Below are 24,172 nucleotides of genomic sequence, written 5' to 3'. Positions count from 1 at the left end.
CCGTATGGTGGCTTTTAACTTAGACAAAGGGGCCAGGCCCCTTTTTATCGTCATTTAGTTTCCTCTTGATATTTCGAAATTTGATAGAGTAGGAAAACCCTCAGCCTTACTAGATTTATACATCTAAAGTTAGGGGTTGATATATTTTCTGTCGCTCAATGAAGCGGCAAATAGAAAGGTGGATTTATGCGACTGATTTGGACTTATTTGAAAAAATACCCCAAGTGGCTTGCCTTGGACTTGTTCGGAGCATTCCTATTTATAGTAGTTAACTTGGGCTTGCCGACATTTTTGGCAAGAATGATTGACCAAGGGATTACAAAAAACAATGTTGGACAGCTTTACTACTGGGCAGGAATGATGGGTTTGATTGTTTTGCTTGGTATTCTTGGACGCATTACTCTAGCCTATGCGGCTGGACAGTTGACAACCAACATCGTCAAGGATATTCGGAACGACTTATATGAAAAAATTCAAGATTATTCGCATCATGAATATGAACAAATTGGCGTTTCCTCTCTAGTTGCTCGCATGACAAACGATGCTTTTGTTTTGATGCAGTTTTCAGAAATGGTATTGAAGCTTGGAATTATCACACCTTTGATGATGGTTGCCTCGGTCATCATGACCTTGGTAACCAGTCCGAGCTTGGCCTGGACAGTAGCAGTAGCTATGCCGTTTCTAGTTTTTGTTATTTTCTATGTAGCTACTAAAACTCGTCCTCTCTCTGAAAAACAACAGAAACGATTGGATACAATTAACCAGTATGTTCGTGAAAATCTAATGGGCTTGCGGGTCATTCGTGCCTTTACGCGTGAAGAGTTCCAAGAAACTCGTTTTGCAGAGGTTAATGAAGAATATACTGAAACATCCAAAAAACTCTTTAACCTGACTGCGCTGACAGAGCCACTATTTGTGCAGATTATTATTGCCATGATTGTGGCTATTGTCTGGTTTGCCCTGCCTCCTTTGAAAGATGGTAGTTTGCAAATCGGTGATTTGGTAGCCTTTATCGAATATAGTTTCCACGCTCTATTCTCCTTCTTGCTCTTTGCTAACTTGTTTAACATGTATCCACGGATGTCGGTATCGAGCCAACGGATTCAGGAAGTCTTGGACATGCCGATTTCTATTTCTAAGAATGAGGATGGTATTACTGAAACAGATACTCGTGGCTATTTGGAATTTGAAAATGTGACCTTTGCCTATCCTGGTGAGACCGAGTCGCCTGTATTGCACAATATTTCCTTCAAAGCTAAGCCTGGTGAAACGATTGCCTTTATTGGTTCAACAGGTTCTGGTAAATCATCCTTGGTCAACTTGATTCCACGTTTCTATGATGTGACACTTGGTCGAATCTTAGTGGACGGTGTGGATGTTAGACGCTACAATCTAAAGGCACTCCGCAGCAAGATAGGCTTTATTCCGCAGAAAGCTCTGCTATTTACCGGAACTATCGCGGAAAACTTAAAGTACGGTAAGATGGATGCTAGTCTTGCTGAACTTCATGATGCGACGGATGTGGCTCAGGCTAAGGAGTTTATCGAGAGTAAGGAAGAGAAATTCGACACCCATCTAGCAGAAGGTGGAAGCAACCTGTCAGGCGGGCAAAAGCAACGTTTGTCCATTGCGCGTGCTATTGTCAAACAGCCCGATATCTATATCTTTGATGATTCCTTCTCTGCCTTGGATTATAAAACGGATGCAATTTTGCGGAGCCGTTTGAAAGAAGTGACGGAAAATGCGACGGTCTTAATCGTTGCCCAACGTGTCGGAACCATTATGGACGCTGACCAGATTATCGTGCTGAATGAAGGTGAAATCGTTGGTCGCGGTACCCACAATGAATTGATGGAAAGCAATGAGATTTATCGAGAAATTGCCAATTCTCAGCTTAACCGTCAATCGCTAACAGAAGAATAGGAGGACTTATGAAGAATAAATCAGTATTTACTCGTGTTTGGGACTATTTGCGTCGTTACCAATCTTCTGTATTTTTAGCCGTTTTTCTAAAGGCCATTAGCGCAGTTATGAACGCCTTAGAACCCTTTGTACTGGGGCTTATCATTACAGAATTGACCAAGAATTTGCTGGATATTGCTAATGGGGTAGAGGGGGCGCAGATAAATGTTTCCTATATCGCCGTCATGCTTGGTCTGTACGCATTCCGTGCCCTTATGTACGAAATCGGTGCCTATGGTTCTAACTATTTTATGACAAAAGCAGTGCAGGGGGCGACCAAAGAATTGCGTCAGGATTTAAGCCACAAGATTAACAAAATTCCTGTTTCTTACTTTGATAAGCACCAGTATGGTGACCTGCTGGGGCGTTTTACCAGCGATGTGGAGACTGTTTCAAACGCCATGCAACAAAGTTTTCTCCAGCTAGTCAATGCCGTTCTGACCCTCTCTCTAGCCATTTTCATGTGTTTCTGGTTGGATGTGTCATTAGCTCTCGTAGTCGTGACCTTGGTTCCAGTGACCTATTTTGGTTCCAAGTTTGTCATGGGCAAATCCCAGCCATATTTCAAACAACAGGCTGATGCCCTCGGTCGATTGAACGGCTTTGTCCAAGAAAATCTCACAGGTTTCAATGTCCTCAAGCTATACGGCCGAGAAGAAATCTCTACAGAGGAATTTCGCCAGATAACTGCTGACTTGCAGGAAGTTGGTTTCAAGGCTAGTTTTATGTCTGGTTTGCTCATGCCTCTGGTTCATGGCTTGTCAAATATCGCCTATGTCGTCGTCGCCCTACTTTCTGGTCTGAAAGTACTTGCAGGTACATTGACGGTCGGTAATATGCAGGCCTTCGTCCAATACGTCTGGCAGATTTCTCAGCCTGTCCAAACCTTGACCCAGTTGGCACCCCAGTTGCAGTCTGCCAAATCTTCCCTTGAACGCATCTTTTCAGTCTTAGATGAGCTTGACGAAGAAGACGCCAATGCGCTGGAGTTGACAGCTAGTTTGACCGGACAAGTCAGCTTTGAACAGGTCAAATTTGGCTATTCAGAAGACAAGCCACTTATCCGTAACTTTAATCTTGATGTTAAAACGGGTGAAATGGTAGCTATCGTTGGACCAACAGGGGCTGGTAAGACAACCCTCATCAACTTACTCATGCGTTTCTACGATGTGACATCAGGTTCTATCAAAGTGGATGGCCAGGATATTCGAAATATTTCTCGTCAATCCTACCGTAGTCAATTTGGTATGGTTTTGCAAGATGCTTGGCTTTATGAAGGAACTATCAAGGAAAACTTACGTTTTGGTCGTCTGGATGCGACAGATGAGGAAGTTGTGGAAGCTGCCAAAGCTGCCAACGTTGACCACTTTATTCGCACGCTTCCTGGTGGCTACAATATGGAAATGAACCAGGAATCCAGCAATATTTCCCAAGGTCAAAAGCAACTCTTGACCATTGCGCGTGCCTTGTTGGCAGATCCTGCTATTCTGATTCTTGATGAAGCGACTTCTTCAGTCGATACGCGTTTGGAACTTTTGATTCAAAAGGCCATGAAACGATTGATGAAGGGGCGGACAAGTTTCGTCATCGCCCACCGCTTATCAACCATTCAGGAAGCTGATAAGATTTTGGTCTTGAAAGATGGACAGATTATCGAACAGGGTAACCATGAAAGTCTTTTGGCAGATAAAGGTTTCTATTACAATCTCTATCAAAGTCAGTTTAGTGAATCCAAATAAAAAACGAACTCCCTTGTCAGTGAAGACAGGGGAGTTTCGTACTTAATAGGCGATTTCAGCTAGTAGATTTTCTGCTGTAGTAGTTGGTAGAATGCGAACACGATTGAGGGTCAGTAGACCATCACTTGCTGAAGCTAAGCCGTTGTTAGTTGTCACGCCAAGCTTGTAGCCAGCTTGCTCAGTCAAGGCAACGGTATCAGCTGAGTAGCGTCCACCTGGATAGGCAATGGCGATGGTTTCTTGATTTAATTGGCTATCTAGGTAGGCCTTGGATGCAGTTAGTTCTTCTGTTTGCGTTTCTATGCTGCTATATTCCAGGTCAGGATGGTTGACAGTGTGGCCTTGGAAGGAGAGCCCTGCTGCCTGCATTTCCTTAATTTGTTCAATGGTCAGGTGTCCAGCCTGTTCATACTCCGTAAAACCTGTAATGACATTGTTGGTTGCTTTCATTTGATACTGCTTGAGCAGAGGGTAGGCATGGCTATAAAAATCCCATAGGCTATCATCAAAGGTTAGCCAGACCACTTTTTTGCCAGCTGGTAGAATATTTTCAGTTAGTACCTTATAGGCTTCTTCAGGAGATAAAGTATAGTAACCCGCATCATTTAATGCTTTAAGGTGACTTTCAAAGGTTGCAGGATCTACAATTAAATTTGCATTTGGAGCTTCCTCGGGTGCCATGACATGAATGGCGTGGTACATGAGAATTGGCAGTTTGATAGGTTCGGACTGAACTTCCCAAGAAATAGCAGTTGAGCTAGAAGTGTTGGATGTTGTAGTAGCTGTAGTTTCTTTTATCTGTGTGCTGGAGGAATAAGTGCTAGCTTGTTTTACAGTCATTTGTTGTGCGACTTGAAAGATGAGGAAGCCAAGTATGGTAAACAAAACAATTAGGGGGAGTAGGTCTAAGAAACGCTCAATTCTAGTCTTTCTTTTTCGCTTTTGTTTTCGATTCAGAGTATTCAGTCTGGAATGTTTCATGAGAAATTCTCCCTATAAATATGTATATAACGATTATATCAAATTTTTTGCCAAATGGTTAGCCAATTTGCTATAATAGGAGAAATACTTTCTAAAGGAGATCACATGGTAGTTAAGATTGGATTATTAGGTTTTGGTACAGTTGCAAGTGGCGTGCCGTTTTTATTAGCTGAGAATACAGAAAAGATTGAAAAGGCAGCGCAGGACAGTATCGAGGTTGCAAAAGTTCTTGTCAAAGATGATGCAGAGAAAGAACGTTTGTTGGCTGCGGGACATAACTATAATTTTGTTACAAATATTGACGAGATTTTAGCTGATGAGGACATTGCCATCGTCGTTGAATTGATGGGACGTATCGAACCAGCCAAAACCTTTATCACTCGCGCCTTGGAAGCAGGTAAGCATATTGTTACAGCGAACAAGGATTTGTTGGCGGTTCATGGTAGCGAATTACGTGCATTGGCTGAAGAAAAGGGGCTGGCTCTTTATTATGAGGCTGCAGTAGCTGGTGGTATCCCAATCTTGCGTACTTTGGTCAACTCTTTGGCTGCTGACAAGGTTACTCGTATCCTCGGCGTCTTAAATGGCACTTCAAACTTCATGTTGACTAAGATGGTTGATGAGGGCTGGACTTACGAAAAAGCTCTTCAAACAGCTCAAGAACTTGGTTATGCAGAATCAGACCCAACCAACGACGTTGAGGGAATCGATGCAGCCTACAAGGCTGTGATTCTTAGTCAATTTGCCTTTGGTATGACGGTTGATTTTGACCATGTAGCTCACAAAGGGATTGCCAACATTACGCCAGAAGATGTAGCAGTGGCTCAAGAATTGGGCTATGTCATTAAACTTGTGGGAGATATCCAAGAAACCACCTCTGGTATTTCTGCCGAAGTATCTCCAACCTTCCTACCGAAAAATCATCCACTGGCTAGCGTAAATGGTGTGATGAATGCAGTCTTTGTCGAGTCTATCGGAATTGGTCAATCCATGTATTATGGACCAGGTGCAGGTCAAAAACCAACTGCAACAAGTGTTATGGCAGACATTATTCGCATTGTCCGTCGTTTGAAAGACCAGACAGTCGGTAAAGCCTTCAACGAATATAATCGTCCGCTTCAATTAGCGACTCCAAGTGATGTGAAGAGCGAATACTATTTCTCAATTGTTGCACCTGATAAGAATGGTAAAATGCTTCGTTTAGCAGAAATTTTCAATTCAGAAGAAATTTCCTTCAAGCAAATTTTGCAACAGGCTGCAGATGGAGAAACTGCTCGCTTGGTCATTGTAACACATGAAATGAGCAAGACCCAATTGGAAAATGTAACAGCTAAATTGGCTCAAGAATCAGACTTTACAGTCTTGAATACGTTCAAGGTGTTGGGAGAATAAGGCATGAAAATTATTATCCCTGCAACATCTGCCAATCTCGGACCAGGATTTGATTCAGTTGGTGTTGCCCTTTCGAAATACTTGACCATTGAAGTTTTAGAGCAGACGGATGAGTGGGTCATCGAACACAATCTTGACCATGTGCCGTCAGATAAGAATAATCTTCTTATCAAAACAGCTTTGAAGGTAGCTAAAAACCTCCAGCCTCATCGGATTAAAATGTTTAGTGATATTCCTTTAGCGCGTGGGTTAGGTTCTTCAAGTTCTGTTATTGTAGCAGGTATTGAGTTGGCCAACCAACTGGCTGGCTTGAATATGACTGCAGATGAAAAATTACTTAAAGCAACTGAAATTGAAGGGCATCCTGATAATGTGGCTCCTGCGATTTACGGTAATCTGGTTATTGCTAGTTATGTCAATAAGAAGGTACAGGCTGTAGTAACAGCGTTTCCGGAGGCAAGTTTTGTAGCCTTCATTCCAAACTACCCATTGCGCACAGTTGAAAGTCGCGGAGTTCTACCTTCGCAAATGGGCTACAAAAAAGCTGTTGCTGCTAGCGCCATTTCCAATGTGGCTGTTGCTAGTTTGATGGCGGGTGATTTGGAGAAGGCTGGTAAAGCCATTCAGTCAGATATGTTCCACGAACCTTTCCGCCAATTGTTGGTCAAAGAATTTTGTCCAATCAAGCAAACAGCACAAGAACTGGGAGCCTACGCAACCTATCTATCAGGTGCAGGACCAACTGTCATGGTTTTGACTTCAAAGGATAAGGAAGCTGCCCTTGTAACAGCCCTTGAGCAATTAGACTTGGATGGAACGGTTCATCCTCTTCAGGTGGATACTAAGGGTATTCAAGTGATATAATATTCAGCTCCACGAGAGCTGATTTTTTTGTAAAAATTTCTGCCTAGAAACTGGATTTATATTCGTGTTTTGAGCTGATTTTTGGTATAATATGACCTGTATATTTTAAATTGAAATGAGAAGATGATGAAAGATAAAATTAGGCTAGAATTAGAAGGAATTGATATCCGCTTCGATGAGCCCTTAAAAGAATATACCTATACAAAAGTTGGAGGGGCTGTTGATTACCTAGCATTTCCTCGTAACCGTTATGAAATTGTCCGTATTGTCGAGTTTGCCAAGCGTGAAAATATTCCTTGGCAGGTATTGGGTAATTCAAGTAATATCATCGTACGTGATGGTGGTATTCGCGGATTTGTAATCCGTATGGACAAGCTCAATTCTGTGACTGTTTCGGGCTATACTATCGAAGCAGAAGCAGGGGCGAACCTGATTGAAACAACTAAGGTTGCCCTCTTCCATTCCTTGACAGGATTTGAATTTGCCTGTGGTATTCCTGGTAGCATAGGTGGAGCGGTTTATATGAACGCTGGTGCCTACGGAGGAGAAATCGCTCATATTCTGGTTTCTGCTCAGATTTTGACCCCTGCAGGTTATGTAGAAACCTTGGATAACCGTGAGTTGCGTTTTGGCTACCGCTCGTCAATTTTACAAGAGAATGGTGCCATTGTTTTATCTGCTAAATTTGCCCTAAAACCTGGTAACCACCCAGTTATTCAAAATGAAATGGCTCGTTTGACCCATTTGCGTGAATTGAAACAACCTCTGGAATATCCATCGTGTGGCTCAGTCTTTAAGCGTCCTCCAGGTCATTTTGCTGGTCAGTTGATCATGGAGGCTGGCTTGAAAGGCTACCGTATTGGTGGTGTGGAAGTATCTGAAAAACATGCTGGTTTTATGGTCAATGTCGAGAATGGTACAGCAAAGGATTATGAAAATCTGATTGCCCACGTTATCGAAGTTGTTGAAAAATCTTCAGGCGTTACACTGGAGAGAGAAGTGCGTATTATCGGCGACCCGTCTGATACATAGTCTTTCAGTTTATCTTTTATTACGTCGTTAACTCGCTTTGACGTACTTCAGTACTGTCTGCAGCTCGTTGCCTAGTACTAAAAGCAAACTGAAAGACTAAACTCTAGCCATCAGGCTCTTACAAAACAGAAGGAATTTATGAGAATTGAAAAAGCCAATTATTGAATTTAAACACGTTTCAAAAGTTTTTGAAGACAGTGGTACAACTGTATTAAAGGATATTAGTTTTGAATTGGAAGAGGGTAAATTTTATACCCTTTTAGGAGCTTCTGGTTCAGGTAAATCAACGATTTTGAATATCATCGCTGGTTTGTTGGATGCAAGTTCAGGTGATATTTATCTGGATGGTCAACGGATTAACGACGTTCCGACTAACAAGCGAGATGTCCATACCGTTTTCCAATCCTATGCCCTATTCCCACACATGACTGTCTTTGAGAATGTGGCTTTTCCTCTTAAATTGCGTAAGGTTGACAAGGCTGAAATCGAACGCCGTGTGACAGAGGCTCTTCAAATGGTCCGTCTTTCTGGTTACGAGAAACGCTCCATTCAGAAATTGTCAGGTGGTCAACGGCAACGTGTCGCTATTGCTCGCGCCATCATCAATCAGCCTCGCGTTGTCTTGCTAGATGAACCACTTTCTGCCCTGGACTTGAAACTCCGTACAGAAATGCAGTACGAACTGCGTGAATTGCAACAACGTCTAGGAATTACCTTTGTCTTTGTTACCCACGACCAAGAAGAAGCACTGGCCATGAGTGACTGGATTTTCGTTATGAATGAAGGTGAGATTGTCCAGTCAGGAACGCCAGTGGACATTTACGACGAGCCAATCAACCATTTTGTTGCCACCTTCATCGGAGAGTCCAATATCCTGTCTGGTCGTATGATTAAAGACTATTTAGTTGAATTTAACGGCAAACGCTTCGAAGCTGTGGATGGTGGAATGCGTCCAAATGAGGAAGTTCAAATCGTTATCCGTCCAGAAGACTTGCAGATTACACTTCCAGAAGAAGGCAAATTGCAGGTAAAAGTAGATACCCAACTCTTCCGTGGGGTTCACTATGAAATCATTGCCTACGATGATTTGGGCAATGAATGGATGATTCACTCAACCCGTAAGGCTATTGTGGGAGAGGTCATCGGTCTGGACTTTGAGCCAGAAGACATCCATATCATGCGCCTCAATGAAACGGAAGAGGAATTTGATGCTCGTATCGAAGAGTATGTGGAAGTGGAAGAAGTGGAAGATGGTTTGATTAACGCCATCGAGGAGGAACGTAATGAAGAAAACCTCTAGGCTCTTTGCAATTCCTTATGCCCTATGGGTCTTTCTCTTTGTACTCGCACCCGTTGCCTTGATTATCTTCAAGTCTTTCTTTGATATTCATGGTAATTTCACTCTGGCCAATTATCAAACCTATTTTAATTCACCAAATATGACCTATCTGCGTATGAGTTTTAACTCCATTTTTTACGCAGGTATTATTACTTTGGTCACTTTGTTGGTGTCTTATCCAACTGCCTACTTCTTGACCAAGCTCAAGCATAGACAGCTCTGGCTCATGTTGATTATCTTGCCGACCTGGGTCAATCTCTTGCTAAAAGCCTATGCCTTTATCGGTATTTTTGGACAGCATGGCTCTATCAACCAGTTCTTAGAGTTTATTGGCTTGGGTGCCCAGCAAATTCTTTTCACGGATTTCTCATTCATTGCTGTTGCAGCCTATATTGAAATTCCATTTATGATTTTGCCGATTTTTAATGCCCTAGATGATTTGGATAAAAACCTAATCAATGCCAGTCGTGATCTAGGGGCGACATCTTGGCAGACCTTTACAAAAGTTATTTTTCCTCTTTCCATGAATGGTGTGCGCTCTGGTGTTCAGGCCGTCTTCATTCCGAGTTTGAGCCTCTTTATGTTGACCCGCTTGATTGGTGGTAACCGAGTGATTACCTTGGGTACAGCTATCGAGCAACATTTCCTTACAACACAAAACTGGGGAATGGGTTCAACCATTGGTGTGGTCTTGATTTTAGCCATGCTCTTAATTATGTGGATGACGAAAGAGAGGAAGAAATAATGAAAAAATTTGCAAACATTTACTTAACAGTTGCCTTTCTTCTTCTTTATTTGCCGATTTTCTATCTTATTTTCTACGCTTTCAATGAAGGTGGAGATATGAACGGCTTTACAGGTTTTACCTTGGAGCATTTTTCGTCCATGTTGGGTGACAGCCGTCTGATGCTGATTTTGGCGCAAACATTTTTCTTGGCTTTCTTGAGTTCTTTGATTGCGACCATTATTGGAACTTTTGGTGCCATCTATATCTATCAGGCAACACCTCGTTTTCAAAATGCGCTTTTGTCTGTCAATAATATTTTGATGGTGGCACCAGATGTCATGATTGGGGCGAGCTTCCTGATTCTCTTTACCATGATTGGTTTCCAGCTTGGATTTGTTTCAGTATTACTCAGTCACATTGCCTTCTCCATTCCTATCGTGGTCTTGATGGTCTTGCCACGCTTGAAGGAAATGAATGCGGATATGATTTCAGCTGCCTATGACTTGGGTGCAACTCAGCCGCAAATGCTGAAAGAAATCATGTTGCCATACTTGACACCAGCGATTATTGCAGGTTATTTCATGGCTTTTACCTATTCCTTGGATGACTTTGCCGTGACCTTCTTTGTTACGGGAAATGGTTACTCAAATCTATCTGTAGAGATTTACTCACGGGCTCGTCAAGGGATTTCTTTGGAAATCAATGCCCTGTCAACCTTAGTTTTCCTTTTCTCAATCTTATTGGTAGTGGGTTATTATTTCATCTCACGTGAAAAGGAGGCCAACTAATGAAACGTTTATATTCATTTTTCCTAGGAATTATTGCCATTATTCTCATTCTTTGGGGAATCAGTTATAAACTCGAAGCTGATTCAACTCAAGGAACGACGGATAAGTTGGTTATCTATAACTGGGGAGATTATATTGACCCAGAATTACTGGAAGAATTTACTGCTGAAACAGGTATTCAGGTGGATTACCAGACTTTCGACTCCAATGAATCCATGTATACCAAGATAAAGCAGGGTGGTACCACCTATGATTTGACCATTCCATCTGAGTATATGATTTCCAAGATGACCGAAGAGAATATGCTCATCAAATTGGACAAGTCGAAAATCGAAGGTTTGGAAAATATTGATCCACAATTCATGGGCTTGAGTTTTGATAAGAACAATGATTATTCCATCCCCTATTTCTGGGGAACCTTGGGAATTGTTTATAATGAAACCATGGTCGAAAATCCTCCTCAAGAATGGGAAGATTTATGGTCTGAAGAATACCGAGACAATATCATGTTGATCGATGGTGTTCGTGAAGTGATGGGATTTGGGCTACAATCTTTAGGTTATAGCCTAAACTCAACAAATTCAGCTGAAATCGAAAAAGCTGCTGAACATCTTTACAATTTGACACCAAATGTTAAGGCTATCGTAGCTGACGAAATCAAGGGCTACATGATACAGGATGCGGCAGCAATTGCGGTATCATTCTCTGGTGAAGCCAGTGAAATGTTGGATGGCAATGAAAATCTACGTTACGTCGTACCATCAAAAGGTTCCAACCTGTGGTTTGATAACATGGTCATTCCAAAAACCGCTAAGAATTTGGACGGTGCCTATGCCTTTATGAGTTTCATGCTCCGTCCTGAAAATGCACTGCGCAATGCTGAATATGTTGGTTACTCAACACCAATTCCTGCAGCAAAAGCCATGTTGGATGAAGAAACTCAGAACGATGAATCCTTCTATCCTTCAGAAGAAACCATGAAGAAGATGGAAGTCTATGATAACCTCGGACAAGAGATGCTGGGAATGTACAATGACCTTTATCTCCAGTTCAAGATGTATCGGAAATAAGACAAAAGACCACTAGGACAATTCTGAACTAGTGGTTTTACTGTTTTCTATTGATTATCTATATGTTGCAAATGGGATACCTGCTGGGAAGGACTTTTATTATCATCTCTAGTTGGTTTGAAAATCTTTCATCATTTTCTGAATTTCTTTCGAAATGTCTGTAGGTTTTACAAGATAGAATTGCTGGGCTAATTGGTCAGCGATGTAGGAATGAAGGTAGGTGGCAGTCACAACTCTATCATATAGTCCTACATGTGGAAATTGCAGGGCAAATCCTGCAATCATACCAGCAAGCGTATCGCCCATTCCTCCAGTTGCTTGATAGGGACCACCAGCAGTTATTGGTGTGATTTGCTCAGGATTGGCTTGCAGGACATGGCTAGATGAACTCTTGGCGACTAAAATGGTATGTTCTTGAAACTCTCTTAAGGCGGTTAGGTTGGTCTGGCTTGTTTGTCGGTCAATGGGGATGGCAGACAATCTTTCCCATTCTTTTTGGTGAGGTGTTAGGATGACCTGTTTGCAGGGAAAAATTTTCCTGTTCTGTTTGGCTATCAAGGTCAAGGCAGAGCCATCCAGGACAAGAATTTGTTTTTCTGACACATTTTCAAGTACAAGGTCAACTAGGTTTTCTGCTCGGCTATTGTCCCCCAAACCCGGACCAATCAATACCAGGTCAGCATGTTTTAAGTTAGCTAGGAGTAAGTCTTTGTCATCAACTGAAAAGGCCATGGCTTCAGGCAGGTGACTATGCAGTGCTGGAATATTTTCATTTTCAGTAGCGACAGTAACCAAGCCAGCTCCGCTATTGACAGTGGCTAGGGCAGTCATGATGATGGCGCCACCGTAAGGGTAAAGTCCGCCAATCAGTAAGGCACGGCCGAAGGTTCCCTTGTGGCTGTTCATAGGTCGTTCCTGAATGACCTGCCTACAAAGTTCTTGTAAATCCATAATTGTCAACTCCTTTCATAGATTATTATAGCATGAGTTTCAGTGGCATTTGCAATTAACTTTTTAGAAAAATCATCTTTTTCATGCTATAATGGACATATGGTATTATCAAAAAAACGTGCTAGAAAAGTTATCGAAGAAATTATTGCCCTCTATCCTGATGCTCAACCTAGTTTGGATTTCCGCAACCATTTTGAATTGGTCTGCGCAGTACTTTTGTCAGCTCAGACAACGGATGCTGCTGTTAACAAGGCTACCCCAGGTCTATTTGCGGCCTTTCCAACGCCTCAAGCCATGGCAGCAGCAGAGGTGAAGGACATCGAGCCCTATATTTCTCGCTTGGGCTTGTATCGTAATAAGGCCAAGTTTTTGAAAGAATGCGCCCAGCAGTTGTTGGAGCGACATGATGGCATTGTCCCACAGACACGGGAAGAATTAGAGGCTTTAGCGGGTGTGGGGAGAAAAACGGCCAATGTGGTGTTGAGTGTCGGTTTTGGCATTCCTGCATTCGCAGTCGATACCCATGTGGGTCGGATCTGCAAACACCACGACATTGTCAAAAAATCAGCGACCCCACTGGAAACGGAAAAGCGGGTCATGGAGGTCTTACCACCAGAACTCTGGCTGCCAGCCCACCAGGCTATGATTTATTTTGGACGAGAAGTCTGCCATCCCAAAAATCCTGAATGTGATAAATTTCCACAATTATATGAATTTGAGTAAAAAATCTTCAGTTTTTGAAGATTTTTTTCGTTTTCTTATAAGAAATACCTAGCTAAATCAGAACGTTTTTATAAATATTTAATAGAATATCTTCTAAAACGGAATTTGACGAATATTCAATCCTGTTTTACTTCTATAAAACGATAATAAACGAACGTTTAAACATGATGTACAAAGTATATTGACAAAAAACAAACAATGGACTATAATAATAGATGTCGGTTAAGGAAAAGCGAACAAAATCCTGTTTCCTACTACAAAAATCATTTAAAAACGAACAGAGGAGAAGCCCATGTTTAATGAGACACCTGTTTTTGACTACGAAGATATTCAGCTCATTCCAAACAAATGTATCATCAATAGCCGTTCAGAGGCAGATACATCTGTAACACTCGGAAAATACACTTTTAAATTGCCAGTTGTTCCAGCCAATATGCAGACGATCTTGGATGAAGATGTGGCAGAAATGTTGGCCAAAGATGGTTATTTTTACATCATGCACCGTTTTGATGAAGAGGGGCGTATTCCTTTCGTGAAACGCATGCATGACCAAGGTTTGATTGCTTCAATCTCGGTTGGTGTGAAAGACTATGAATATGACTTTGTTTCTAGTTTAAAAGCTGACGCGCCTGAGTTTATTACCATTGATATTGCGCATGGTCATGCGGATAGCGTGATTAAAATGATCAAGCATATCAAGAAAGAATTGCCTGATACCTTTGTCATTGCAGGTAATGTCGGCACTCCTGAAGCTGTTCGAGAATTGGAAAATGCTGGTGCGGATGCAACAAAAGTTGGAATTGGTCCTGGTAAGGTCTGCATCACCAAGGTCAAAACTGGTTTTGGTACAGGCGGTTGGCAGCTGGCTGCCCTTCGTTGGTGTTCAAAAGCTGCTCGTAAGCCAATTATTGCGGACGGTGGTATCCGTACCCACGGAGATATTGCCAAATCTATCCGTTTCGGTGCAAGCATGGTTATGATTGGTTCCCTCTTTGCTGGTCACATCGAAAGCCCAGGTAAGACGGTAGAAGTAGACGGCAAACAGTTTAAAGAATACTATGGCTCTGCATCTGAATACCAAAAAGGTGCTTATAAGAACGTGGAAGGCAAAAAAATTCTCCTGCCAGCCAAAGGTCACTTGAAAGATACGCTGATTGAAATGGAGCAAGATTTGCAATCATCCATTTCTTATGCTGGCGGTCGTGACATTACCAGCTTGAAGCACGTGGATTATGTAATTGTAAAAAATTCAATCTGGAATGGGGATTCTATCTAGTCAAAGAGGACTTGCAATGCAGGTCCTTTTCTTGTTACAATATTTGTATAAAATTGAAAGAGAATAAGTATGTACCAAACAAGAAATAACAATGAGAAGCTCTGGCTCTTTATCAAAATATTTTTGCCTATTTTAATTTATCAATTTGCTAATTACTCCGCATCTTTTATTGACACCATGATGACTGGTCAGTACAGTACCATGGATTTAGCAGGTGTTTCCATGGCGACAAGTCTTTGGAATCCCCTGTTCTCATTTTTGACGGGGATCGTATCTGCGCTTGTTCCAATCATTGCTCAATATCTAGGACAAGGAGAGAAGTCAAAGATTCGGCAAGAGTTTCATCAGTTTGTCTATTTGGCCCTAGGACTGACGGGAATCCTCTTACTATTGGTCTATCTTTTTGCCGTTCCGACTTTGTCTCGTTTTGACTTGGACGAAGCTGTCTTTCAGGTCGGTCGGCAGTACCTCTACTATATCTCCATCGGCATCTTGCCCCTCTTACTCTTCAGCGTCTGCCGATCCTTTTTCGACGCCCTAGGTTTGACCCGCCTATCTATGTACCTCATGTTGCTTCTGGTTCCCTTTAACAGCCTCTTTAACTATCTCTTGATTTATGGGAAAATGGGCCTACCGGCCCTGGGCGGAGCAGGTGCTGGATTGGGCACTGCTTTAGCTTACTGGGCTGTGTTGCTAGTCATTGTCCTTGTCATGTGCAAAAATAAGACCATTTCTTCGTATCAGATTTGGCGATGGAGTCCGATTGGCTTTTCTTTATTGAAGGAAGGCTTGAAAATTGGTTTGCCGATTGGTTTGCAAGTCTTTGCAGAAGTGGCTATTTTTGCAGTAGTTGGCCTTTACATGGCAAAATTTTCTGCTCAGATTATCGCGGCTCATCAGGCAGCCATGAACTTTGCTACTCTTCTTTATGCCTTCCCGTCTTCTGTATCTTCAGCCTTGGCCATTGTTATTGCTTACGAAGTGGGAGCTAAACGACTTCAGGATGTGAAAGCCTATAGCCATTTAGGACGTTTGGTAGCACTAGGGTTTGCAGGGCTGACCCTCACCTTCCTTTATTTTTTCCGCTCAAAAGTTGCCTATCTCTACGGAAATGATACAGACTTTGTCCGACTAACGTCACATTTTCTAAGCTTTGCCCTCATGTTCCAATTGGCAGATGCCTATACAGCTCCAATTCAAGGAATTTTGCGGGGCTACAAGGATACAACTGTTCCATTTGTACTTGGACTAGTTGCTTATTGGTCCATAACCTTTCCGGTTGCCTTTTTCCTGGAAAGATTTTTCCACCTGGGACCGGAAGCCTATTGGATTGGTCTAATTTCAGGTATTTTTGTTTGCGGGATTGCTCTAAGATTGCGTTTGAGGAAAATTGCTAGTGTTCAATAGATTTCTAAGTTTTTACTTGACAGATTTTTGAGCTTGATATAATTTACTAGAAAAGGTTGGGTTCTTATATGAAAAAGAGATGGATGATTTTTGTTGTTTTATCTAGTATTTCCTTGTTGCTTGCTTATCAAGTTGTGAAGAAAACTGAAATTAGTTTACCTCAAGCTGACCAGATTATTATCAGCAATCAAGATAGTTTAGAGATAAAAACTTTGGAAGGTAGTGAAATGAGCGATTTTCTATCGGAGCTTATCCAAATTCATCCCTATCTTTTCAAAAATGCAAGCAACCATGACCAGCCAGTCGGGGTAGAAGAGTATTATCAACTAACCTTTCATCCAAATAACAAAATAGCCTATCTCTATGAAAAAAATGGCAAGACTTATCTGGAGTTTCCTTATGAGTTGACAGTCAGGATCAAAAAGTCCTTGTCTGAGTTGATAGACTAGAAGAAGTCGGAGTAATCCGGCTTTTTTCTTTGCTTGAGAAAATAACCTCATCATGTTAAAATAAAAGGATAGAAAATCAGATGGAGAAATTATGAATTATTTTAACGTAGGAAAGATTGTTAACACCCAAGGCTTACAAGGAGAAATGCGTGTTTTGTCTGTAACGGATTTTGCAGAAGAACGCTTTAAAAAAGGGGCAAAGCTAGCCTTGTTTACTGACAAGGACCAGTTTGTCATGGAAGTTGAAATTGCCAATCACCGCAAGGCTAAAAACTTTGATATTATCAAGTTCAAGGGCATGTACCACATCAATGATATCGAGAAGTACAAGGGCTTTAGTTTGAAAATTGCGGAAGAAAATTTGTCCGACCTTGAAGACGGTGAGTTTTATTATCATGAAATTATTGGTTTGGATGTTTATGAAAATGACCAATTGATTGGACAAATCAAGGAAATCTTGCAACCTGGCGCTAATGATGTTTGGGTGGTCAAACGCAAAGGGAAGAAAGACCTGCTCTTGCCTTACATTCCGCCCGTTGTCTTAAACATTGATATTCCAAACAATCGCGTAGATGTGGAATTGCTTGAGGGCTTGGACGATGAGAATTGATATTTTGACCCTCTTCCCAGAAATGTTTGCTCCGCTAGAACATTCTATTGTGGGCAAGGCACGTGACAAGGGCTTGCTGGAAATCAACTACCATAATTTCCGGGAGAAAGCTGAAAAGGCTCGCCATGTGGATGATGAGCCCTACGGTGGTGGTCAAGGGATGTTGCTTCGAGCTCAACCGATTTTTGACACCATGGATAGCATTGAACAAACCAAGCCCCGTGTTATTTTGTTGGATCCTGCTGGTAGAACTTTTAATCAGGCCTATGCAGAAGAATTGGCCCAGGAAGAGCAGTTAATTTTTATCTGTGGTCATTATGAAGGTTATGATGAGCGGATTAAGACCCTAGTGACAGACGAGATTTCTCTCGGAGATTATGTTCTGACCGGAGGGGAATTGGCGGCCATGACTATGATTGATGCTACTGTTCGTTTAATTCCAGAGGTTATTGGCAAGGAAGTCAGCCATACGGATGATAGTTTTTCTTCTGGTCTACTGGAATATCCTCAGTACACTCGTCCCTACGAATATCGAGGGATGGTAGTGCCAGATGTTCTCATGAGTGGCCACCATGAAAATATTCGAAAATGGCGTCTGGAAGAAAGCCTACGAAAAACCTACCAACGTCGTCCAGATTTGTTGGAAAATTATAACTTTACAGCTGAAGAGTTAACTATTTTTGAAAAAATCAAAGCAGAAGACACAGTTGATTAGACTGTGTTTTCATGTTCAAAGGAGAAAATTATGAAACGTCAGGTATTTGAAGACTACCAACCTTATAAAATAAAACATAAGGCTAGATTTGACTTGGGCAATAATGAAAATCGCATTATTGATTGGTCCTTTTTACCGCAAAAGACCTTAGAGAGCTTAGAAGTTGGTCAATTGAGCTTTTACGGTGACAATACATACTCAAATCTGATTGAGAAATATGCGACCTATCTTGGAGTACATCCGAAACAAGTGACGGTGGGAGTTGGCTCTGACCACCTCATTCATATGATTGTTTCCACCTTTATGGAGAAGGATGATGCATTCTTGACGGTCAATCCTGATTTCTTCATGTATGAAACCTATAACCAGATGCATGGTAGTCGGTTTGAAGCCATTGACTTGGAAGAGAAAGATGGGACATTGGTTTTGCCAGTTGAGAACTTGTTGGCGCGTGCAGAGGCAAGCAAAGCAAAAATTTTCATGCTTTCCAATCCCAACAATCCTTCATCGGTTGCTTATTCTATGGAAGATTTGGAAAGGCTAGCGACTTCTTTCAAGGGATTGCTGGTTATTGACGAGGCCTATATTGAATTTGCGGAAGTTGAAAGTTTCATCAGTCGACTTGAAGGATATGAGAATGTCTTGGTTTTACGTACACTTTCTAAGGCATTTGGACTTGCAGGTTTACGAGTTGGTTTTGCGGTTGGAAGTGAAGAGCTTATTTATGAACTAGACAAGGTTATTCCACCTTTTAGTCTATCCAACTTAACGGCTCATATGGCTGCAGTTGCCTTGGATTACAAAGATAAAGTAACAGAAACGGTTGAAATAATTGTCAAACTGCGTCAAGAAATGATTGCTTTTTTAGAACAATTAGAAGATTGTCATGTCCTGCCAAGTCAGACCAGTTTTGTGACCTTTAAGGCGCCGTGGGCAGAAGTGTTTCACCGACAAGCCTTAGCAAAAGATTGGAATTTCAAGTACTATCCAACAGGGAAATTAGCAGGTTACATTCGCCTGTCCGTTGGACGTCCAGAAGAGATGGCTATGCTTAAAGAGATGGTCAAATCAATGATAGAAAAGGGGACGATTTCGTAAGAGATTGTTCTTTTTTGAAGAATTTTGAAGAAAATTGACATTTTTTGAAAGATTTTGCTAGAAAATGATTGACAATGATGGTTTTTAGTGTATAATGGTTTTTGTAAACGATTGCAGGAGGTGTTGGACATTCTCAAATCAGAACGCAAGCAAGTCATACTAGAACGTATTCAAGCACAACAATTTGTCCGACTGGAAGAATTGATTGATATTCTAGAAACATCCGAATCCACTGTTCGTAGGGATTTGGACGAGTTAGAGAATGAAGGGAAACTTCGAAGAGTACATGGCGGTGCAGAAGCACCAGCTAAATTGCAACTGGAAGAATCCATTCTTGAAAAATCTGTCAAAAACGTTCAAGAAAAACGAATGATTGCCGAGAGAGCAGCTCAGTTGATCATGGACGGCGATGTGATTTTCCTTGATGCAGGAACAACGACTAGTTTACTGATTGATTATCTTCAACAGGAAAATCTGACAGTCGTAACCAATTCCATTAACCACGCTGTCAAGTTGGTTGAACGCAAGATAAAGACCATTATTATAGGTGGTTATGTTAAGCAATCGACCAATGCTTCAGTAGGTGCAATGGCTATGGAACACATTCGACAGCTCAATTTTGATAAGGCCTTTTTGGGAATGAATGGTATTGATAAAAACTATTTTACAACACCAGATATTGAGGAAGCAACCATCAAACGTACCATCATAGACAATTCAAAAGAAAGCTATGTTCTAGCAGATGCGTCGAAGATTGGTCAATTCTCCTTTGCCAAGGTTGCAGCCATCGAAAAAGCCAATATTATCTGTCAATCTTCGGAGAGCAGTTTGTTGGACATCATAAAAGAGAAAACGAGGGTAATCGAGGTATGATTTATACTGTTACGCTCAATCCAGCTATTGACTACATTGTTCGACTTGATAGAGTTGAAACAGGCAGTGTCAATCGTATGGAGAGCGACGATAAGTATGCCGGCGGTAAGGGAATTAACGTTAGTCGTGTTTTGAAGCGATTGGGCTATCCAAACACAGCGACGGGGTTTCTAGGAGGTTTTACTGGACAGTTCATCAAAGATGGATTGGTTGCTGAAGGCATTGATACCGATTTTGTTCATGTGGACCAAGATACGCGGATTAACGTGAAAATCAAAGCCGACCAAGAAACAGAAATCAACGGTTTGGGTCCGATTGTGACAGATACACAGTTGGCAGAACTAGAAATGGTTTTGGCTGGCTTGACTAAAGATGACACAGTTGTCTTTGCTGGTTCAGCACCAGCTAGCCTTGGAAATGAAGTGTATAATAAGCTAATTCCAGTGGCTAAAAAAGCAGGAGCACAAGTGGTCTGTGACTTTGAAGGGCAAACGCTTCTGGATTCACTGGCTCACCAACCACTCTTGGTCAAGCCGAACAATCATGAATTGGAAGCTATTTTCAATGTTGAATTGACTGGCATTGCAGACATCGAGACCTATGCTAAGAAAATCTTAGACATGGGAGCTCAGAATGTTATCATTTCTATGGCAGGGGACGGAGCCTTGTTGGTCACTCCAACGGCAACTTACTTTGCCAAACCAATCAAGGGAATAGTGAAAAATTCTGTCGGAGCTGGAGATTCCATGGTGGCAGGATTTACTGGCGAATACGTTCGCTCACAAGACCCGATTGAAGCTCTCAAATGGGGAGTTGCTTGCGGTACGGCAACAGCCTTTTCAGACGATTTGGCAAGTATCGAATTTATTAAGGAAACTTATGAAAAAGTTGAGGTAGAAACACTATGAAAATTCAAGACGTTTTGAGAAAAGATGTCATGTTGCTTGATTTGCAAGCGACAAGCAAGGAAGCAGTCATCGATGAAATGATTGCTAGCTTGGTAGAAAAAGGATACGTAACTGATTTTGATGTTTTCAAAACAGGTATCATGAACCGTGAAGCACAAACAACTACTGGTCTTGGCGACGGAATTGCAATGCCACATGCTAAGAATGCTGCTGTAAAAGAGGCAACTGTTCTCTTTGCTAAATCAAACAAGGGCGTTGACTATGCAAGTCTTGACGGTCAACCAACTGACTTGTTCTTCATGATTGCAGCTCCAGAAGGTGCAAACGACACGCACTTGGCAGCTCTCGCTGAATTGTCTAAATACTTGATGAAAGCAGGATTTGCGGACAAACTTCGTGGCGTTTCTAGCCCAGAAGAAGTCATTGCAGTCTTTGATACAGCTGAAGCAGCAGACAAGGTAGCAGCAGAAGTGGTTGCAGCTCCAAGTGGCGACCGTCCATTTATCGTTGCTGTTACAGCATGTACAACTGGTATTGCCCACACTTACATGGCAGAAGAAGCTCTTAAGAAGCAGGCTGCTGAGATGGGTGTTGACATCAAGGTTGAAACAAACGGTGCGTCTGGGGTTGGTAACAAACTAACTGCTGAAGACATTAAGAATGCGGCAGGTGTAATCATCGCAGCAGATAAGGCTGTTGACATGCCTCGTTTCAATGGTAAACCATTGGTATCTCGTCCAGTTGCTGCTGGTATCAAACAAGCAGAAGAATTGATTAACATCATCTTGGATGGTAAAGCATCAGCCTACACAGCAACAGAAGGAGCAGCTACTGTAGAATCTTCAGAAAAACTCAGTCTTGGTAAAGCATTCTATAAACACTTGATGAGCGGTGTTTCTCAAATGTTGCCATTCGTTATTGGTGGCGGTATCTTGATTGCCCTTGCTTTCTTGTTTGATAACTTGCTCGGTGTACCAAGCGACAGTCTTGGTAGCCTGGGGTCATACAACGAAATCGCAGCGATGTTCATGAAGATTGGTGGAGCAGCCTTTGGCTTCATGTTGCCACTTCTTGCAGGTTACATTGCTTACTCAATTGCTGAAAAACCAGGTTTGGTTGCAGGTTTCGTAGCTGGTGCAATCGCTAGCAGTGGTCTTGCTTTTGGTAAAATCCCTTACGCAGCTGGTGGTGAAGAAACCCTTGCCCTTGCTGGTGTATCATCTGGTTTCTTGGGTGCTCTTGTAGGTGGTTTCCTTGCTGGTGGTGTAGTTCTTGTTCTTCGCAACGCTTTGCGTAACATGCCAAAATCACTCCAAGGTTTGAATGCAATCTTGCTCTTGCCACTTTTGGGTACAGCTATCACTGGTTTCTTGATGTTCTTTGTCAACATCCCAATGGCTGCAATTAACACTGGCATGAACAATTTCCTTGCTGGTCTTGAAGGTAGCTCTGCTATTCTCCTTGGACTTGTCCTCGGCGGTATGATGGCAGTAGATATGGGTGGTCCAGTAAACAAGGCAGCTTATGTCTTCGGTACAGGTACCCTTGCAGCTACTGTTGCAGACGGTGGTTCTGTAGCGATGGCGGCAGTTATGGCAGGTGGTATGGTTCCACCGTTGGCAGTATTCGTTGCAACCCTTCTTTACAAAAATAAATTCACGCAAGAAGAACGTAACTCAGGTTTGACAAACATCGTTATGGGTCTGTCATTCATCACTGAAGGTGCCATTCCATTTGGTGCGGCTGACCCAGCTCGTGCAATCCCAAGCTTTATCGCAGGTTCTGCCCTTGCAGGTGCCTTGGTAGGTTTGTCAGGTATCCAATTGATGGCTCCACACGGTGGAATCTTCGTCATCGCTTTGACTTCAAATCCATTGCTTTACATCCTGTATGTATTGATCGGTGCAGTAGTTTCAGGTATTCTCTACGGAGCTCTTCGTCAAGCTAAATAAGATTAAAACCTTGTCTTCGGGCAAGGTTTTTTGGCAATTCTCATGCCAACTATGGTATAATAAGCATAGTATTGTTTATAGGAGAAATTAGACATGGAAATCATTCGCGAAAAAGAATTTGTTAATCAGTATCACTTTGATGCACGCAATCAGGCTTGGGAAAAGGAAAATGGAGTACCTCAAACAAAATTGAGTGTTGATTTCCAGTTGTTGGAACGCAGCGAAGAAGAAAGCAAGACGTCAATGGTTACTATTTTAAGCTTCATTATTGTTTTGAATCATTTTGTAATCTCAGGCGCTATGAGCCAAGCCGTTCATCTTAAGGGACGTTATGTCAATGAACCGACTGAATTCACAGAAGAAGAAAAGCGTACTCTTGTTGATCCTTTATTAGATATGTTGAAACGCATGACCTATGACGTTACAGAAATTGCCTTTGATGCCCCTGGTGTAAATTTGGAGTTTTAGAATGAAATTAGCAGTTATTACTGACTCATCAGCTGTTTTAGGGGTAGAACGCGAGGACTTGTTTGTCTTAAATATTCCAGTCAACATTGATGGCGTCAATTATATCGAAGGTCAAAATTTGACCGTTGAGGAATTTTATCAAAAAATGGCTTCTTCCAAAGAATTGCCAAAAACCAGCCAACCAAGTTTGATGGAATTGGAAGAAATTCTTGGAGGCTTGAAAGATAAAGGCTACACTCACGCGCTTGGTTTGTTCTTATCATCAGGTATTTCAGGTTTTTATCAAAATATTCAATATTTGGCTGATGAATTTGAAGGTCTGACAGTTGCCTTTCCAGATACAAAAATTACCTCAGCACCATTGGGAATGATGGTTGAGAATGTATTTAAGTGGGCTGATGCAGGACTTAGTTTTGAAGAAATTACTGGTAAATTGAACCAAGAAATTGGAAAGACCACAGCCTTCATCATGGTTGATGACCTCAATCATTTGGTAAAAGGCGGTCGCTTGTCCAATGGAGCAGCCTTGCTTGGCAATCTTTTGAGCATCAAACCGATTCTGTATTTTACAGGTGAGGGTAAGATTGAAGTGTATGAAAAAGTTCGGACGGAGAAAAAGGCCATTAAACGCCTCTTGGAAATCCTCCAAGAACAAACGACCGAAGGACAGTATCAGATTGCTATCATACACGCCAACGCACCTCAGAAGGCTGAAAACTTTAAACAGCAGTTGGAAGAAGCAGGTGTCGGTAGCGATTTACCAATCGTGTCATTTGGTTCGGTCATCGGTACGCACTTGGGAGAAGGGGCAGTGGCCTTTGGTATTTCTCCCATTATTGAATAGGAGT

Annotated in this window: 23 protein-coding genes; 21 read left to right on the top strand and 2 right to left on the bottom strand. The window is 41.9% G+C overall.

Going from position 1 to position 24,172, the window contains the following annotated elements; all coding sequences use genetic code 11:
• The first annotated feature begins 186 nt into the window (after positions 1–186).
• Together ACEE44_RS01015 and ACEE44_RS01010 are read left to right on the top strand one after the other, a co-directional pair.
• Positions 187–1,923: an ABC transporter ATP-binding protein gene (locus ACEE44_RS01015; protein ID WP_449170939.1), complete on the top strand. Its 1,737-nt coding sequence runs from the start codon at positions 187–189 to the stop codon at positions 1,921–1,923.
• An 8-nt stretch (positions 1,924–1,931) separates the two neighbouring features.
• Positions 1,932–3,701, top strand: coding sequence for an ABC transporter ATP-binding protein (locus ACEE44_RS01010; RefSeq protein ID WP_449170938.1), 1,770 nt, complete (start codon positions 1,932–1,934; stop codon positions 3,699–3,701).
• Positions 3,702–3,743: 42 nt separating this feature from the next.
• Here the strand turns inward: ACEE44_RS01010 and ACEE44_RS01005 are convergent, their stop codons facing one another.
• Positions 3,744–4,682: a polysaccharide deacetylase family protein gene (locus ACEE44_RS01005; RefSeq protein WP_449170937.1), complete on the bottom strand. Its 939-nt coding sequence runs from the start codon at positions 4,680–4,682 to the stop codon at positions 3,744–3,746.
• A gap of 105 nt (positions 4,683–4,787) precedes the next feature.
• On the opposite strand from ACEE44_RS01005, the gene ACEE44_RS01000 reads away from it, so the two are divergent.
• The 7 genes from ACEE44_RS01000 to ACEE44_RS00970 all read left to right on the top strand — a co-directional run bounded on the left by ACEE44_RS01000 (position 4,788) and on the right by ACEE44_RS00970 (position 11,894).
• Positions 4,788–6,074, top strand: a complete 1,287-nt coding sequence (locus ACEE44_RS01000) for a homoserine dehydrogenase (protein ID WP_449170936.1) — start codon at positions 4,788–4,790, stop codon at positions 6,072–6,074.
• Positions 6,075–6,077: 3 nt separating this feature from the next.
• On the top strand, positions 6,078–6,938 hold the full coding sequence (gene thrB / locus ACEE44_RS00995) for a homoserine kinase (RefSeq protein ID WP_449170935.1): 861 nt from the start codon (positions 6,078–6,080) through the stop codon (positions 6,936–6,938).
• 126 nt (positions 6,939–7,064) lie between these two features.
• Entirely contained in the window at positions 7,065–7,970 is a 906-nt protein-coding gene (murB, locus tag ACEE44_RS00990) for a UDP-N-acetylmuramate dehydrogenase (protein WP_449170934.1), read from the top strand.
• 145 nt (positions 7,971–8,115) lie between these two features.
• Positions 8,116–9,270: an ABC transporter ATP-binding protein gene (locus ACEE44_RS00985; RefSeq protein ID WP_105117890.1), complete on the top strand. Its 1,155-nt coding sequence runs from the start codon at positions 8,116–8,118 to the stop codon at positions 9,268–9,270.
• The gene (locus tag ACEE44_RS00980; protein ID WP_024400543.1) at positions 9,254–10,054 is read left to right on the top strand and encodes an ABC transporter permease; all 801 of its coding nucleotides are present in this window, start codon (positions 9,254–9,256) and stop codon (positions 10,052–10,054) included. Before ACEE44_RS00985 ends, ACEE44_RS00980 begins: the two co-directional genes overlap by 17 nt.
• Positions 10,054–10,824 carry an ABC transporter permease subunit gene (locus tag ACEE44_RS00975; RefSeq protein ID WP_172022945.1) on the top strand — a complete coding sequence of 257 codons (771 nt, stop codon included), beginning with the start codon at positions 10,054–10,056 and terminating at the stop codon, positions 10,822–10,824. Before ACEE44_RS00980 ends, ACEE44_RS00975 begins: the two co-directional genes overlap by 1 nt.
• On the top strand, positions 10,824–11,894 hold the full coding sequence (locus tag ACEE44_RS00970) for an ABC transporter substrate-binding protein (RefSeq protein ID WP_449170933.1): 1,071 nt from the start codon (positions 10,824–10,826) through the stop codon (positions 11,892–11,894). Before ACEE44_RS00975 ends, ACEE44_RS00970 begins: the two co-directional genes overlap by 1 nt.
• 108 nt (positions 11,895–12,002) lie before the next feature.
• Here ACEE44_RS00970 and ACEE44_RS00965 read toward each other — a convergent pair whose 3' ends face one another.
• Positions 12,003–12,845 carry an NAD(P)H-hydrate dehydratase gene (locus ACEE44_RS00965; RefSeq protein ID WP_449170932.1) on the bottom strand — a complete coding sequence of 281 codons (843 nt, stop codon included), beginning with the start codon at positions 12,843–12,845 and terminating at the stop codon, positions 12,003–12,005.
• A gap of 99 nt (positions 12,846–12,944) precedes the next feature.
• Here ACEE44_RS00965 and nth point away from each other — a divergent pair, with 99 nt between their 5' ends.
• From nth to ACEE44_RS00905, 12 genes are all read left to right on the top strand, one after another.
• Positions 12,945–13,568, top strand: coding sequence for an endonuclease III (gene nth / locus ACEE44_RS00960; RefSeq protein ID WP_449170931.1), 624 nt, complete (start codon positions 12,945–12,947; stop codon positions 13,566–13,568).
• Between the two features lie 292 nt (positions 13,569–13,860).
• Positions 13,861–14,844: a GMP reductase gene (guaC, locus tag ACEE44_RS00955; protein ID WP_105124557.1), complete on the top strand. Its 984-nt coding sequence runs from the start codon at positions 13,861–13,863 to the stop codon at positions 14,842–14,844.
• A 69-nt stretch (positions 14,845–14,913) separates the two neighbouring features.
• Positions 14,914–16,251, top strand: a complete 1,338-nt coding sequence (locus tag ACEE44_RS00950) for an MATE family efflux transporter (RefSeq protein ID WP_449170930.1) — start codon at positions 14,914–14,916, stop codon at positions 16,249–16,251.
• Positions 16,252–16,319: 68 nt separating this feature from the next.
• Entirely contained in the window at positions 16,320–16,700 is a 381-nt protein-coding gene (locus ACEE44_RS00945) for a DUF5301 domain-containing protein (protein ID WP_449170929.1), read from the top strand.
• Between the two features lie 91 nt (positions 16,701–16,791).
• The gene (gene rimM, locus ACEE44_RS00940) at positions 16,792–17,310 is read left to right on the top strand and encodes a ribosome maturation factor RimM (protein ID WP_449170928.1); all 519 of its coding nucleotides are present in this window, start codon (positions 16,792–16,794) and stop codon (positions 17,308–17,310) included.
• Positions 17,300–18,025: a tRNA (guanosine(37)-N1)-methyltransferase TrmD gene (trmD, locus tag ACEE44_RS00935; RefSeq protein WP_024390342.1), complete on the top strand. Its 726-nt coding sequence runs from the start codon at positions 17,300–17,302 to the stop codon at positions 18,023–18,025. The genes rimM and trmD overlap by 11 nt, the downstream gene beginning before the upstream one ends.
• Positions 18,026–18,055: 30 nt before the next feature.
• Positions 18,056–19,123, top strand: a complete 1,068-nt coding sequence (locus ACEE44_RS00930) for a pyridoxal phosphate-dependent aminotransferase (protein ID WP_449170927.1) — start codon at positions 18,056–18,058, stop codon at positions 19,121–19,123.
• A gap of 123 nt (positions 19,124–19,246) precedes the next feature.
• Entirely contained in the window at positions 19,247–19,996 is a 750-nt protein-coding gene (locus tag ACEE44_RS00925; protein WP_449170926.1) for a DeoR/GlpR family DNA-binding transcription regulator, read from the top strand.
• On the top strand, positions 19,993–20,904 hold the full coding sequence (pfkB, locus tag ACEE44_RS00920; RefSeq protein ID WP_449170925.1) for a 1-phosphofructokinase: 912 nt from the start codon (positions 19,993–19,995) through the stop codon (positions 20,902–20,904). The genes ACEE44_RS00925 and pfkB overlap by 4 nt, the downstream gene beginning before the upstream one ends.
• Positions 20,901–22,856 (top strand): PTS fructose transporter subunit IIABC, encoded by a 1,956-nt coding sequence (locus ACEE44_RS00915; RefSeq protein WP_449170924.1) that lies wholly within the window; start codon positions 20,901–20,903, stop codon positions 22,854–22,856. Before pfkB ends, ACEE44_RS00915 begins: the two co-directional genes overlap by 4 nt.
• Before the next feature lie 93 nt (positions 22,857–22,949).
• Entirely contained in the window at positions 22,950–23,324 is a 375-nt protein-coding gene (locus ACEE44_RS00910; protein ID WP_449170923.1) for a DUF1149 family protein, read from the top strand.
• Between the two features lies 1 nt (position 23,325).
• Positions 23,326–24,168 (top strand): DegV family protein, encoded by an 843-nt coding sequence (locus ACEE44_RS00905; protein WP_449170922.1) that lies wholly within the window; start codon positions 23,326–23,328, stop codon positions 24,166–24,168.
• Positions 24,169–24,172 lie beyond the last annotated feature (4 nt).

It is taken from the genome of Streptococcus sp. 32226D021BW (assembly GCF_053545015.1).
This window is presented reverse-complemented; position numbering and strand designations above follow the sequence as displayed.

Excerpts from the sequence above, each read along its gene's own strand:
- rimM (WP_449170928.1), top strand. The coding sequence starts at position 16,792 with ATGAATTATTTTAACGTAGGAAAGATTGTTAACACCCAAGGCTTACAA.
- ACEE44_RS01015 (WP_449170939.1), top strand. The coding sequence starts at position 187 with ATGCGACTGATTTGGACTTATTTGAAAAAATACCCCAAGTGGCTTGCC.
- ACEE44_RS00950 (WP_449170930.1), top strand. The coding sequence starts at position 14,914 with ATGTACCAAACAAGAAATAACAATGAGAAGCTCTGGCTCTTTATCAAA.
- ACEE44_RS00930 (WP_449170927.1), top strand. The coding sequence starts at position 18,056 with ATGAAACGTCAGGTATTTGAAGACTACCAACCTTATAAAATAAAACAT.
- ACEE44_RS00905 (WP_449170922.1), top strand. The coding sequence starts at position 23,326 with ATGAAATTAGCAGTTATTACTGACTCATCAGCTGTTTTAGGGGTAGAA.
- nth (WP_449170931.1), top strand. The coding sequence starts at position 12,945 with ATGGTATTATCAAAAAAACGTGCTAGAAAAGTTATCGAAGAAATTATT.
- ACEE44_RS00945 (WP_449170929.1), top strand. The coding sequence starts at position 16,320 with ATGAAAAAGAGATGGATGATTTTTGTTGTTTTATCTAGTATTTCCTTG.
- pfkB (WP_449170925.1), top strand. The coding sequence starts at position 19,993 with ATGATTTATACTGTTACGCTCAATCCAGCTATTGACTACATTGTTCGA.
- ACEE44_RS01010 (WP_449170938.1), top strand. The coding sequence starts at position 1,932 with ATGAAGAATAAATCAGTATTTACTCGTGTTTGGGACTATTTGCGTCGT.
- ACEE44_RS01000 (WP_449170936.1), top strand. The coding sequence starts at position 4,788 with ATGGTAGTTAAGATTGGATTATTAGGTTTTGGTACAGTTGCAAGTGGC.
- ACEE44_RS00910 (WP_449170923.1), top strand. The coding sequence starts at position 22,950 with ATGGAAATCATTCGCGAAAAAGAATTTGTTAATCAGTATCACTTTGAT.
- ACEE44_RS00970 (WP_449170933.1), top strand. The coding sequence starts at position 10,824 with ATGAAACGTTTATATTCATTTTTCCTAGGAATTATTGCCATTATTCTC.
- ACEE44_RS00965 (WP_449170932.1), bottom strand. The coding sequence starts at position 12,845 with ATGGATTTACAAGAACTTTGTAGGCAGGTCATTCAGGAACGACCTATG.
- thrB (WP_449170935.1), top strand. The coding sequence starts at position 6,078 with ATGAAAATTATTATCCCTGCAACATCTGCCAATCTCGGACCAGGATTT.
- ACEE44_RS01005 (WP_449170937.1), bottom strand. The coding sequence starts at position 4,682 with ATGAAACATTCCAGACTGAATACTCTGAATCGAAAACAAAAGCGAAAA.
- ACEE44_RS00915 (WP_449170924.1), top strand. The coding sequence starts at position 20,901 with ATGAAAATTCAAGACGTTTTGAGAAAAGATGTCATGTTGCTTGATTTG.
- murB (WP_449170934.1), top strand. The coding sequence starts at position 7,065 with ATGAAAGATAAAATTAGGCTAGAATTAGAAGGAATTGATATCCGCTTC.
- guaC (WP_105124557.1), top strand. The coding sequence starts at position 13,861 with ATGTTTAATGAGACACCTGTTTTTGACTACGAAGATATTCAGCTCATT.
- ACEE44_RS00975 (WP_172022945.1), top strand. The coding sequence starts at position 10,054 with ATGAAAAAATTTGCAAACATTTACTTAACAGTTGCCTTTCTTCTTCTT.
- trmD (WP_024390342.1), top strand. The coding sequence starts at position 17,300 with ATGAGAATTGATATTTTGACCCTCTTCCCAGAAATGTTTGCTCCGCTA.
- ACEE44_RS00980 (WP_024400543.1), top strand. The coding sequence starts at position 9,254 with ATGAAGAAAACCTCTAGGCTCTTTGCAATTCCTTATGCCCTATGGGTC.